Source organism: Paenibacillus sp. JJ1722, from assembly GCF_048282685.1.
GTDB lineage: Bacteria > Bacillota > Bacilli > Paenibacillales > Paenibacillaceae > Paenibacillus > Paenibacillus polymyxa_B.
In genome coordinates this window covers 4,640,425-4,653,260 of the sequence record NZ_CP182500.1, presented here as the reverse complement: position 1 = coordinate 4,653,260, position 12,836 = coordinate 4,640,425, and the positions used below count along the sequence as shown (strand labels likewise).

The window sequence follows — 12,836 nt, the reverse complement described above, 5'->3', positions numbered from 1 at the left end:
TAAGGACACAATGAAAGTAACAAAAGCAGAATTTATAATAAGTGCGGTTGGTCCCGATCAGTTTCCTGTGGACGCTTTGCCAGAGATTGCTCTGGCGGGGCGCTCCAATGTAGGAAAGTCTTCACTGATTAATCGGTTGATTAACCGTAAAAATTTGGCGCGTACCAGTTCTACGCCAGGTAAAACCCAGCAACTCAATTATTACCGGATTAATGATGATCTCTATTTTGTCGATTTTCCCGGTTACGGTTACGCCAAAGTATCCAAAACGTCCCGCAAGGCTTGGGGGCAGATGATTGAGTCTTATTTGCTGGAGCGTGAGCCACTCAAACTGGTGCTTCAAATGGTAGATTTACGCCATCCGCCGTCCAAGGATGATATCATGATGTATGATTGGCTGCGTCATAATGGGCTTCCCGTATGTGTTGTAGGCACGAAGGCAGATAAGATCCCTAAAACGCGACGAGAAAAGCATTATAAAGTAATCAAGCAGGAACTCGGAATACTTCCCGGGGGATTGTTTATCCCCTTTTCATCCGAAGAAGGTATGGGCAAGGAAGAGCTGTGGTCTGTCATCTCCAGCTATATAGAGAATGACGACGAAGAGCAGACGGAATTGTAAGGCTAGGGACGTCCTTAAGGGCGTCCTTTTTTCATGATTCGGGCTTCGGGAAAATAAGCTTACTAAAATGGTAGGAATAATATATAATAACTAAAGGAACTCGTGGACTTTAAGCAGAAAAGTGAGTGTATATGGAGGATAATGCAGTCTCAACCTCATTATTTTCTGTTTTTTTCGATGTATGGCGGAAATTTATGATTGATGTGCAAGAAAAGCACTGTAGGTCTGATGTATAATAAAGCATAAAGCTTAAACTTATAGGTTCAGGAAAGAATTGAGGAGATTGGTATGGCTCAGCGGTTAGCCACAGAGTATGTTAAAACCACATTGACCTTGTCGGAAACTCAAATGGACGAATTTTTGCGGGCAGTGGATGATCCGCAGGTGCATTACCACATTAAAGTTCTGGATAACGGAAGTCAGGAAATCGTTCTGGAGCATAGTGCGGGTGAGGAAGTTCATTTGTTTTTTGAAGCCAAAGAGGGAGCATTAGTGTGTGAATTGACTTGCCGCTTAATTCATCCGCAACTAACCCTATTTATACGCAAACTTTTTGTTCGTTTTAAGGGTGAAGGCATCGTTTACCGAATGTATCAAGGATTCACTATGGTGTATTTTTATAATGAAGGTACGGTTCGTAAAATTATGGAGAAGAATGCCGCAGGCTCTAAGCTGGTATTTGAATATAAAAATACGGTACAGGAACTGCAACAGCTTTTTCAGCATCAGAACGTCGAAAATGAAATATCAGACGTATATCATCTCATTAATTCGTTGCTTGACCAGCGGAATTTGGCGCGCACTTTCTCGGAGTTGGAACAGATTGACCACAAGCTTCGAATGAGTTGCTCGAAATTATTTGCACTTGAAGCTTAATAAGGCATGAATATATGGAATGAATCGTTATGCAGTGTAGTCCCTTTCTTTACCGAAAGGGGCTTTTTTATTCCAAAAAAATGATTGCATTTGCTGCACATAGATGTTATTTTTAATCTCGTTGAAAATGAATATAGGAACCAGGATTCACTCAGGACATTGAATGTTGCGAGAGGTTATTCCCTCGGGAAGTGAATGACGTAGGTCCTAGCGGATGAAATTTTTTCAAACATTTTATTCCTAGGAAGGGGGAACCGAAAGATGGAATTGGAGTACTCAACTTTCGGAAGACACGTTGCCGTAGATACTTGGGGTGTTGAGTTTGAATTGCTGAATGATGCGCAGCTTTTGGAGGCTCAATTAGTTGAAGCAGCTGAAGCTTGCGGAGCAACGGTGATGTCCGTTCAATCCAAGCAATTCGAACCACAGGGAGCTACCGTGCTTGTACTGTTGTCGGAGAGTCATCTCTCTATTCATACGTATCCTGAGAGAGGATTTGCCGCTATTGATTGTTATACTTGCGGTGAGACTGTCGATCCGCAGCTGGCTATTGATTACCTGGTATCCGTTCTAAAACCGAAAAAAACATATGCGAAGAAGCTGATTCGCGGCTTGGGAGAACTTCAGGTGGAATCACCGGAGTGCAAGCTGGCCGAGTTAGTGTAAATCGTTCTTTATGGAGCCATTTGTGCGTCCTATATTATAACCATGGAACATTTCCATGGTTATTTGTTTTAAAAGTGGTTTACACTAAATCAAATCATACAGAACGTGCTAGATGTTCATGAAAGCCATCCAATTTTCATAAACAATTCATAAAACAGCCGGAGGAGATTCGGACTTCTGTGATATAATTAACATAGTTTATGATAACAGTGGTTATTCTTATTACAGTTTAGGCAGGTGAATTTGCAATGCACATCGTCGTTGTTGGGTTGAATTATCGTACGGCGCCTGTGGAAGTCAGAGAGCGTTTTACATTTGCAGAACAAGATTTGCCAAAAGCGCTGGAACAACTCAAACTTACCAAAAGTGTGTTGGAAGGCGTAGTTGTCGCAACCTGCAATCGGACTGAAATATATGTTGTGGTGGACCGCCTTCACATGTGCGGTTATTTTATACGCAGTTTTATGGAGCAATGGTTTGGCATTCCGCGTGATCAATTTACACAACATTTATATATATATGAGGACGAGCAGGCGATTCGGCATTTGTTCCGTGTGACTTGTGGTCTTGATTCTATGGTAATCGGAGAAACACAAATTTTGGGACAGGTAAAGAACGCTTTTCTTCAGGCTCAATCCCAGAAAATTACGGCAACGTGGTTTAATATGTTGTTTAAGCAGGCCGTCACATTGGGCAAGCGTGCCCATTCGGAGACGTCTATTGGAGAAAGTGCCGTATCTGTCAGCTATGCAGCAGTTGAGCTGGGCAAACGGATTTTCGGGATGTTTACCGATAAAAAGGTACTGATTCTCGGTGCTGGTAAAATGAGCGAGCTTACTGTTAAGCATTTGTACAGCGGCGGAGCAGCCGAGGTTATTGTAGCAAACCGAACCTTGTCCCGTGCGGAAGACCTTGCCTCCAAGTTTCATGGAACGCCGGTTACGATGGAGGAAGGCATGAATCGGTTGGCGGATGTGGATATTGTTATTAGCTCGACAGGTGCCCAGGGTTATATTCTGGATCGGACTCGGGTTGAAGCAAGTATGAAACGTCGACAGTCCCGTCCTTTGTTTATGATTGATATTGCGGTTCCGCGTGATCTCGACCCGGCTATTGGTGAATTACAGAATGTTTTCCTGTACGATATTGATGATCTGGAAGGGATCGTGGAGAGCAATTTGGAAATGCGCCGTACCGAAGCTACAAAAATCGAGCATATGATCGAAGATGAGCTTAGCGAGTTTTATCAATGGTTGAAAACGATGGGAGTGCGTCCGGTGATTCGTGCATTACAGGAAAAAGCGGAGTCTGTACATCAGGATACGTTGGAAAGCTTGTTCAATAAGCTTCCCGAGCTGGATGAACGGCAACGCAAAGTGATTAGCCGCTTGACGAAGAGTATGCTGAATCAGATGATGCATGATCCGATCAATCGGGTAAAGGAACTGGCTGTCCAAAAGCAGGGAAATGAGGCCCTAGACATGTTTAGCCACATTTTTGCTCTGGAGGATCGTTTGGATGACGCCGCTCAGAAAGTAGATAAAAGCGATGCATCTGCGTTAATGAAACCGGAAGCCGGTGTTCATGAAAAGACCGTTCAGGCTCAGGCTTTGCCAGCGTCGTTTGCGCCGGCCAGCCTGTAAAGGTGGGTGAACAGACGTGGCTTCAGGCATGCTTATATATGATTCAATGATTTATGTTTTTGCCCTGAGCCTTCTGTTTGTATTCTCGGATGGGATTCGTCGCAATGCGAATGCTAAACGGACAGGTACAGGGCTTCTTGTTGTCGTTCTGGTGCTCCAGCTTGCTTATATGGGGATAAGAACCTGGAATGAAGGGCATCTTCCTATTTTCGTGACCTATGATTTTCTATTTCTGTTCTCAGTTATTTTGGTACTGATTTCTTTGATTCTGACACGTTATCAGCGATCCGAATTTGCGGTATTGCTGCTTAATATTATTAGTTTTGCAGTGCTAGTGCTCAACAATATATGGATGAAGCCTCTCGACAACCCGCTTGGAAATTGGCATACAGTGCATGGGCTGCTCCTGATTCATATTGCGCTGGCTAATCTTGGTTTTGTAGCAATGACGGTAGCGGCTGTATTTTCGGGGTTATATCTGTTTTTGCATCGTAAATTGAAAGTAAAGAAATGGAATGACACGATCAGGCGCCTGCCGAGTCTGGAAATGATGGATCGGTATACGCATATGGCGCTGTTGATTGGTACTCCTTTGCTGGGAGTCTCTATTGTAGTTGCCGTTATTTCTATTATTGCCGAGGAACGCTGGCGTCTCTTGCTCGATACCAAGGTGCTGATGACAGCGATTGCCTTGTGCGTGTATATTGTATTTTTAGTGAGCAAAAGATTGAATCAGCGTTCAGGGCTTGTGATGGCAAAGTGGGCATTGGTGGGCTACACGCTATTGATTCTTAATTTTTTGCTGAATTCCTGGTCTGTATTTCATCAGTGGACGGGAGAGTGAAAAGCCTTTTGCAGCATTTTGTCCCGATTTCGTTGAATTGTAAGAATAGGATCTGTTGTGTTGTAGGTGGCGGTAGGATTGCGGAACGAAAGGTAAAGGGGATGATGGAAAGTGGGGCATTCATTACCGTCATTAGCCCGAATATAACGCCGGATTTACAGGTTCTGGCGGATCACAAGCAGCTCCACTGGGTAAATCGCGTATATCGCGAGGGTGACCTCCAGGGAGCCTTTCTTGTATATGCGGCGACGAACCAGAGAGAAGTGAATTATGAGGTTGCGCATGAGGCCAGACAAAGGGGTATACTGGTAAATGTGGCGGATCGATCGGAAGATGGAGACTTTATAACGCCGGGTATCATTCGACGAGGAAGATTGACGATTAGTATTTCCACAGAAGGGGCTGGCCCTGCTGTGACCGCTGATATTACATCAGCTTTGGATACGTTGTTTGGTAGCGAATACGAGCCATATCTGGATTTCATGCACGATATGCGACAGATCATCAAACATAAGATAAGTTCTCCACAGCAAAGGACCAAACTACTGAGGCGCTTGGCGAGTAGCGGAATTTTGGATCAAATACGCCGTCATGAATTTATGGCTTGGACCGAAAAAGAAATAGACCTATGGATTGCGCAAAATCAGGAGGAATAACATGCGAACAATTGTGGTAGGCAGCAGACAGAGTGCGCTGGCGTTAACTCAGACCGGGCATGTCATTGAAGATTTGAACGCGCTGTGCGCGGAGCATGGAATGGATTTGCAATTTGTCGTGAAGAAAATCCTGACCAAGGGTGATCGAATATTGGATGTAACCTTGTCCAAAGTGGGTGGCAAAGGGCTTTTTGTCAAAGAAATTGAACAGGCCATGCTGGCTGGTGAGATTGATATGGCAGTACATAGTATGAAGGATATGCCTTCCGAATTACCGGAAGGGCTTGTCAACGGCGCTGTGCCGCGCCGTGAGGATCCACGTGATTGCCTGATCACATTGGGCGCCAAGAGCCTGGAGGATTTGCCTCAAGGGGCAAAGGTGGGCACGAGCAGCCTGCGCAGAGCCAGTCAAATCAAGTCCATGCGACCTGATCTACAATTGGAGCCTGTGCGTGGTAATATTGATTCCCGTCTGAAAAAGCTGGAGACGGAAGGTTTTGACGCTATCATTTTGGCGGCAGCAGGCTTGCATCGGATGGGCTGGAAAGAGCGAATTACGTCCTATATACCGGAAGAAGACTGTTTGCCGGCGGTTGGGCAGGGAGCGCTGGGTATTGAATGTCGTGCGAGCGACGAAGAGCTATTGGCCTTGCTGCGCCTTTACAACGACCGGGATACCTCGGCTACCGTTGCGGCAGAACGAACCTTTCTGGGCGTGTTAAATGGGGGATGTCAAGTGCCGATCGGGGCTCATGCGGTCTGGGCTGGTCAAGAAATCAGCCTCACGGGCATGGTAGGATCGCCAGATGGCGAGTTTATTTTGAAGGAAACGCTCCAGGGAAATGATCCGCAAAAGCTGGGAGAAGCGGTGGCGGCCAGTTTGATAGCCAAAGGAGCGGAACAGATTCTGGCGCAGGTGAGGGGATGATAGCATGGCAGGAAAAGTATATTTGGTAGGTGCAGGACCCGGAGACGCAAGATTAATTACGGTCAAGGGTTGGGAATGCATTCAATTGGGCGATGTCATTGTGTACGACAGGCTGGCAAGCCCACGCCTCTTGGGACTGATGAAGCCAGGTGCCCAAAAAATATATGTCGGCAAGTTGCCAGATCGTCACACCATGAAGCAAGAGGAAATTAATCAGCTGCTGGTGGATTTGGCCTTGGAGGGCAAAACAGTTGTTCGTCTTAAAGGGGGAGACCCCACTATATTTGGACGAGTCGGCGAGGAAGCTGGGCTATTGCGTAAACACGGTATTTCCTATGAAATTATACCCGGCATCACATCAGCGATCAGTGTGCCCGCCTATGCGGGCATTCCAGTCACACACCGAGATATGGCCTCATCGCTTTCTATCATTACAGGTCATGAAAGTCCGGATAAACTCGACAAAAGTATTCATTGGGATAAAGTGACGAACGCAACGGGCACACTGATCTTTATGATGGGTGTAGCAAAGATCGGCTATATCAGTGAACAGCTCATAAAACACGGCAAGCCGTCAGATACTCCTGTTGCCTTGATCCGTTGGGGGACCCGCGCCGAGCAGGATACGCTGGTGGGTACGCTGGCGGATATTGAAGCTAAGGTGAAGGCCGCGAATTTTCAGCCTCCCGCCGTCATCGTTGTCGGAGAAGTGGTCAATCAACGTGAACAGTTAAAATGGGCTGAGGACATGCCTTTGTTTGGCAAGCGGATTTTAGTTACTCGCGCGCGTGCGCAGGCCAGCAGTCTGGTTCACCGGATTGAAGAGCTTGGTGGCGAGCCTTATGAATTTCCAGTTATTCAGACTGTCGCCCCTTCGGACGAGCCAACCAAACAGGAAATTAAAGAGGCATTTGCACGACTGCCTGAATATGATTGGGTGTTTTTTACCAGCGTTAATGGAGTGGAATACTTTTTCACGCACTTAAAGGAACAGGGCAAGGACGTACGCGCGTTGTTCAAAGCGCGTATTGCCGCAGTCGGACCGGCTACAGCAGCCGCGCTTCGGACGCACGGAATTGCGGCAGAACAGATCGAAGGCCCTTTTCAGGCAGAGGGCTTGCTCGAAGGGTTTGAGCAGGATTTGCAGGCAGGGCAGAATGTATTTCTCCCAAGGGGTGATCTAGCTCGGTCGTGGCTGCCAGAAAAGCTGAGGGAGATGGGCCTTCATGTGACCGAGGCTGATTTGTATCAAACGGTGCTGGCAGCCAACACACAGGATGACGAGCTCCTCAAGCTGCTTGAGGAACGTGCCATTCACGCGATTACGTTTACGAGTTCCTCAACCGTCACCTTTTTTCTGGAAGCGCTCAGACAAATGGGGATCCATGATCCGTTGTCGCTGCTGGAGGGAGTTACGATTGCTGTGATCGGTCCTTTGACCGGTGAGACAGCTACCCAAGCCGGTTTGACTGTGAGTTTTATGTCAGAGAAGGCAACCATTGAAAGTCTGATTCAATCGTTATGTGACTGGAAACGATCAAGTACTCTTATGACATTATAATTTTTTGTTTTTGCTAATGAATGTATAAAAAATGGAGGTTTGTATTCATGAGTGTTCCTTTTACTAGACATCGTCGTTTGCGCCAGTCAGCTGCAATCCGCAGTATGGTGCGTGAGACGGTATTGAATCCCGCTGATTTTATCCAACCGATTTACGTAACATTTGGCACTGGAGTGAAACAGGAAATTAGCTCTATGCCAGGTGTATACCGTTTTTCTCTGGATCGGCTGGAGGAAGAACTGAAAGAGATTAGTGAGCTTGGCATTCCCGCCGTGCTCCTGTTTGGCATACCGGAAACAAAAGACAGTGTAGGGACTTCGGCTTTTGTGGACGATGGTATTGTTCAGGAAGCAACTCGTTTGATCAAGTCTCGTTATCCCGAACTGCTGGTTGTGGCTGATACTTGTTTGTGTGAGTTTACGGACCATGGACACTGCGGTATGGTACACATGCATGAGCATGATGGTGAGGTATGCGGTGAAGTATTGAATGATGAATCTCTGAAGGTGCTGGTACGTACAGCCGTTTCTCAGGCCAGAGCTGGTGCGGATATTATCGCGCCATCTAATATGATGGACGGTTTTGTACAGGCGATTCGGCAGGGGCTGGATCTAGAAGGCTTTTCACATATTCCGATTATGTCGTATTCCGTCAAATATGCGTCTGCTTTTTATGGTCCTTTCCGGGAAGCTGCTGATTCTGCACCGCAGTTTGGTGACCGTAAATCCTATCAGATGGATCCTGCTAATGCACGTGAAGCATTGCGAGAAGCGGAATCTGATGTGCTGGAGGGTGCGGATATGCTGATGGTGAAGCCTTCTCTTTCTTACCTGGACGTGATGCGCACGATTAAGGATCAATTTGATCTGCCTATGGTGGCTTACAACGTTAGTGGTGAATATGCCATGGTCAAGGCAGCAGCTCTTCAAGGCTGGATTGATGAAAAAGCAATGGTGCTAGAGATTTTGACAAGCATGAAGCGTGCGGGTGCAGATATGATTATTACCTATTCGGCCAAGGATGCGGCAAGATGGTTGAAGCAATAAGTCTATTTTCAGAAGATAGGAGTGGTCAGATTGATCGATGAACAACGAACAGTGCGCAAGGATACGAACTCCAAAGTAGCCTTCGATGAGGCAAAACAATACATTCCGGGTGGCGTAAACAGCCCGGTACGGGCTTTTAAATCTGTTGGGATTACACCTGTATATATCGACCATGGCGAAGGATCGCGCGTATATGATATTGATGGTCAATCCTATTTAGACTATGTATGTTCATGGGGACCGCTTATTATGGGGCATGCACATCCCGAAGTGGTTAAAGCTTTACAGGCTGCTGTTGTAAAAGGAACCAGCTTCGGCGCACCAACGTTAGCAGAAACTGAAATGGCCAAGCTCGTTTGTGAACGTGTTCCTTCCATGGATATTGTACGTATGGTTAACTCCGGAACTGAGGCGACTATGAGTGCGATTCGACTCGCACGCGGATTTACGAGCCGTAGTAAAATTCTTAAATTTGAGGGATCATATCACGGTCATGCGGACAGCTTGCTGATTAAAGCAGGCTCTGGTGTTGCGACCTTAGGCTTGCCCGATAGTCCGGGTGTACCTGAAGTCGTGGCCACCCATACAATCACCGTCCCTTATAATGATTTGGCTTCGGTGAAGCTAGCTTTAGAGAAATTTGGCGAAGAGATTGCCGCAATTATTGTCGAGCCAGTAGCAGGCAATATGGGCGTTGTACCGCCACAGCCTGGATTTTTGGAAGGTTTGCGTGAGGTAACCCAGCAGTACGGAAGTCTGCTGATTTTTGATGAAGTAATGACTGGATTCCGGGTTGGACTTCATTCGGCTCAAGGTCGCTTTGGTGTGACGCCGGATCTTACCTGTCTGGGTAAAGTGATTGGTGGTGGACTCCCTGTAGGTGCTTACGGCGGACGTCGCGATATTCTGGAGCAGATTGCTCCATCGGGACCAATATATCAAGCGGGTACGCTTAGCGGAAATCCGCTGGCTATGGCAGCAGGTTATTCGACACTTAAATTGCTGACGCCAGAAGTATACGATCGTCTGGAAGAGCGGGCAGCAAGGCTTCAAGCCGGATTCGAACGTAATGCGAGCGAGCTGGGTATCCCTGTCACGATCAATCGCGTGGGTTCTATGGTTTGTCCATTTTTTACAGAAGAAAAGGTTGTCAATTTTGACACAGCTAAAACGAGTAATCAGGACCACTTCCGCCGTTACTTTACTGAAATGGTGAATGAGGGAGTTAGTGTGGCACCATCTCAATTTGAGGGTATGTTTGTGTCGGGCGTGCATACGGTAGAGGATATTGATGCTACCATTGAGGCGAACTATCGCGCGCTCAAACGTCTATGAGCTGGCAAGGTGGCTGGAAAAGAAGAGGACCGTGGCTGGAAGTCACGCCAGGACGGGAAGTCACAGACGGGGAAAAAAACAGCGCTGATGCTGTAGATCAGTGGTTGCTGAATCGTTTGGAATTACCGGAAAAGCTGTGGCGCAGACTGCGTCATGAAAAAGAGATTGAACTTACAGGGGACCGGCTGCGGCTGGCCCTTTTTCCTGTAATGAACTTTGGCATCACCCCTCGTTGGTATGATTTGAAGGTACTGTATGAAGATGATTTTTGCCTGGTAGTGCATAAACCAGCAGGTATGGCAGTACATCCGGACGGCGCTGTGCAGGATGGTCCGCTGACGTTGGATCATGCTGTCGCATCCTACTATGAGATGAATGGCATACATGCGGCGGTACGGCATGTACATCGTCTGGATGTGGATACGACGGGCCCAGTGCTGTATGCCAAAAATGAATTTGCGTTGCTCAAGCTGGACGAGCAAATGAGAGCTAAGGATATCGGCCGCAGGTATGTAGCTTTGGTACGAGGGAAAGTACCTCCATCGCTGCGAACGTTGGATTGGCCTATTGGCAAGGACAGGCATCATAAGCAGCGCCGCCGTGTATCTCCGACTGGGCAGAAGGCGGTTACCCATATTGAACTTGGGGAAGTATGGGGAAGCGGTTCAAGTGCAGTGAGTCTCGTATATCTGACGCTGGAGACAGGCCGGACGCACCAGATTCGCGTACATCTTAGTCATGCTGGCTACCCGTTGCTTGGGGATGTATTATACGGGGGGCGGGCTACTGATTTTGGCAGGCAGGCGCTGCACGGAGAGCGTCTTATCTTCTGTCATCCGCTGAGTGGCGAAACGATTACCGTGGAGGATGCTTGGCCGGATGATTTTCAAAAGCTGCACAAACAGCTATAAAAGATGGCATGCCTTCTATTTTGGCGCATATACTTGAACCTAGAAACGGTTTGCAATATGGAGTTTCCGTGCGCCTGACCAGAAGTCAGAGGATGTGCGGAGACTGCCCAAAGGAGGATGCCATCCTTGAACAAACAACAGAATGATCAGCCGCAAGGCTTGCGTTTTGATATTTATGAACGCATTCATTTGACGGAGGAAGCTGCCGGGATTGCTGAGTTGGAGGAAATTGAGCTTCTGCCACGCATTCAGGTTGTAACCCACGGCGACCATGCCGCTTTGCGAGGGCATTTGCTGCTGGAGGGCGTGTACCGCACACCTGAACAGATCACGAGCGAGCTTCATCATTTGATCCCTGTGGAAATTACCATTCCGCTAAACCGCGTAGGGAGATTGGAAGATATCTCTGTCGAGATTGAAAATTTTGATGTGGACCTGCTTTCTTTACGTAGTCTAAATATTACAGGCGTTCTTTCTTTGCATGGCGTGGAAAGCTCGCACGCGGAGGAGACGGCGGTTTGGCTGGATGAGGAATTTACCGTAGTGCATGCACCTGAGCATCCGGTTCAATCCCTTTCCGCCGATGGAGAGCATCATGCAGAGGCCTATTCTACCAATGACTCGTCCTCCGATTACGTTACAGATCCTGAAACTTCCTACAGAGTGCCAGCACAACAGGAGTCCGTTTCTTGGGAACAGCCGTCTAAGGACCATGAGGAACAGAAGTCATTGTCGGAACAGCAAGCTTATGAGTCGGCAGTAGATCCTAACCGATTCTATGAGCCTTGGACGGGTAAAGCAGTTGAAGACAGCTCTCCAGAGGTCAAGCATGAGCATGGGTCTCCGGAAGTGTGGGGATTTCAGCAAGAGGAAGCATGGACAGGGGGGAATGAACCTAAAGTATCTTCCGCATCTCCCAATGCAGTATATGACCCTTTGTTGAATGAACCGCATCCTGCCACGGAGTCCGAGGTCTATCTGGAGCCACAGTTGGAGGAGAGTCAAGTAGATAACTTCGACTTCAGGCCTGAAGCGTCAGAACAGGTGAACCACGAGGCCCATGACACCTTTACTGAGGATAAGCCAGAGATGCGTGTGGCGCTTAACAGTAAAAAGGATGAAGGGGCAGACGAGCCAGACCCGGTTGTCTACTCATCATTGCTCCAATCCAGCCGTTCGGTGAAGGAAGCCGAATACCAGCAGCAATTGGAGCAGGAGCCGCAGGATCAGGACCAGAAAGCCGAAGAAGAGCGGGAGAATGCCAAGTGGAAGAACCTTTTTTTTCATACACAAGATGAAACACCTTTTCGCAAGGTGCGCTTATGCATTGTACAGCGCGAGGATACACTGGAAACCATAGCTGACCGTTATCAGCTCAGCACACGCGAGCTTCAACTGTATAACAGATTGGCGGAGCATCATGTGGAAGAAGGACAGGTATTGTACATCCCTTGATCCGGTTGCTGAAAAATGCACAGCGGGTGTTGACTATAGTCAATGGGAAATGTATGATGTGGTATAGTTATTGAAAGACTGAGATCGGGAAGAGTAGGCAGCAAGCCCTTCAGAGAGTGGAATTGCAGCGCTGTGAGGTTCCGCAGGAAGCTACTGGCCGAAGTCACCCGGGAGTCGCCTGTTTGAACGGTTCCTCATTTAATTCCTACGGAAGATAAGAGGTTCACGGTAGAATAAGGCCGGTCCGCAACCGTTATCTGCATAAAGTGTCACACCATGTGTAATGGATCAGT

12 protein-coding genes and 1 other annotated feature (1 of these 13 running past the window's edge) are annotated in these 12,836 nt (G+C 47.6%); all 12 genes read left to right on the top strand.

From position 1 onward, the window contains the following. The first annotated feature begins 10 nt into the window (after positions 1 to 10). The 12 genes from yihA to ACM1ND_RS20585 all read left to right on the top strand — a co-directional run bounded on the left by yihA (position 11) and on the right by ACM1ND_RS20585 (position 12,543). Complete coding sequence (yihA, locus tag ACM1ND_RS20640) at positions 11 to 622, top strand: ribosome biogenesis GTP-binding protein YihA/YsxC (protein WP_013311619.1); 612 nt, start codon at positions 11 to 13, stop codon at positions 620 to 622. 288 nt (positions 623 to 910) lie between these two features. After that, positions 911 to 1,498 carry a hypothetical protein gene (locus ACM1ND_RS20635; protein ID WP_023989968.1) on the top strand — a complete coding sequence of 196 codons (588 nt, stop codon included), beginning with the start codon at positions 911 to 913 and terminating at the stop codon, positions 1,496 to 1,498. A gap of 267 nt (positions 1,499 to 1,765) precedes the next feature. Further along, a complete protein-coding gene (speD, locus tag ACM1ND_RS20630) occupies positions 1,766 to 2,164 on the top strand; it encodes an adenosylmethionine decarboxylase (protein WP_053326605.1) in 399 nt (132 codons plus the stop codon). A gap of 248 nt (positions 2,165 to 2,412) precedes the next feature. Further along, positions 2,413 to 3,807, top strand: coding sequence for a glutamyl-tRNA reductase (gene hemA, locus ACM1ND_RS20625; RefSeq protein WP_013311616.1), 1,395 nt, complete (start codon positions 2,413 to 2,415; stop codon positions 3,805 to 3,807). 16 nt (positions 3,808 to 3,823) lie between these two features. Continuing rightward, the gene (gene ccsA, locus ACM1ND_RS20620) at positions 3,824 to 4,651 is read left to right on the top strand and encodes a cytochrome c biogenesis protein CcsA (RefSeq protein WP_023989966.1); all 828 of its coding nucleotides are present in this window, start codon (positions 3,824 to 3,826) and stop codon (positions 4,649 to 4,651) included. An 8-nt stretch (positions 4,652 to 4,659) separates the two neighbouring features. Continuing rightward, positions 4,660 to 5,307, top strand: coding sequence for a precorrin-2 dehydrogenase/sirohydrochlorin ferrochelatase family protein (locus tag ACM1ND_RS20615; protein ID WP_028541572.1), 648 nt, complete (start codon positions 4,660 to 4,662; stop codon positions 5,305 to 5,307). 1 nt (position 5,308) lies between these two features. Next, positions 5,309 to 6,235, top strand: coding sequence for a hydroxymethylbilane synthase (hemC, locus tag ACM1ND_RS20610; protein ID WP_023989964.1), 927 nt, complete (start codon positions 5,309 to 5,311; stop codon positions 6,233 to 6,235). Between the two features lie 4 nt (positions 6,236 to 6,239). Continuing rightward, the gene (cobA, locus tag ACM1ND_RS20605; RefSeq protein WP_023989963.1) at positions 6,240 to 7,796 is read left to right on the top strand and encodes a uroporphyrinogen-III C-methyltransferase; all 1,557 of its coding nucleotides are present in this window, start codon (positions 6,240 to 6,242) and stop codon (positions 7,794 to 7,796) included. Between the two features lie 47 nt (positions 7,797 to 7,843). Continuing rightward, positions 7,844 to 8,842, top strand: coding sequence for a porphobilinogen synthase (gene hemB, locus ACM1ND_RS20600; RefSeq protein ID WP_023989962.1), 999 nt, complete (start codon positions 7,844 to 7,846; stop codon positions 8,840 to 8,842). A gap of 30 nt (positions 8,843 to 8,872) precedes the next feature. Next, positions 8,873 to 10,177, top strand: coding sequence for a glutamate-1-semialdehyde 2,1-aminomutase (gene hemL, locus ACM1ND_RS20595; RefSeq protein WP_034095084.1), 1,305 nt, complete (start codon positions 8,873 to 8,875; stop codon positions 10,175 to 10,177). Next, complete coding sequence (locus ACM1ND_RS20590; protein WP_023989960.1) at positions 10,174 to 11,088, top strand: RluA family pseudouridine synthase; 915 nt, start codon at positions 10,174 to 10,176, stop codon at positions 11,086 to 11,088. The genes hemL and ACM1ND_RS20590 overlap by 4 nt, the downstream gene beginning before the upstream one ends. Before the next feature lie 126 nt (positions 11,089 to 11,214). Next, positions 11,215 to 12,543 (top strand): LysM peptidoglycan-binding domain-containing protein, encoded by a 1,329-nt coding sequence (locus ACM1ND_RS20585; protein ID WP_076160839.1) that lies wholly within the window; start codon positions 11,215 to 11,217, stop codon positions 12,541 to 12,543. Between the two features lie 71 nt (positions 12,544 to 12,614). Next, positions 12,615 to 12,836: a binding site (T-box leader), on the top strand; it runs 63 nt beyond the window's last position.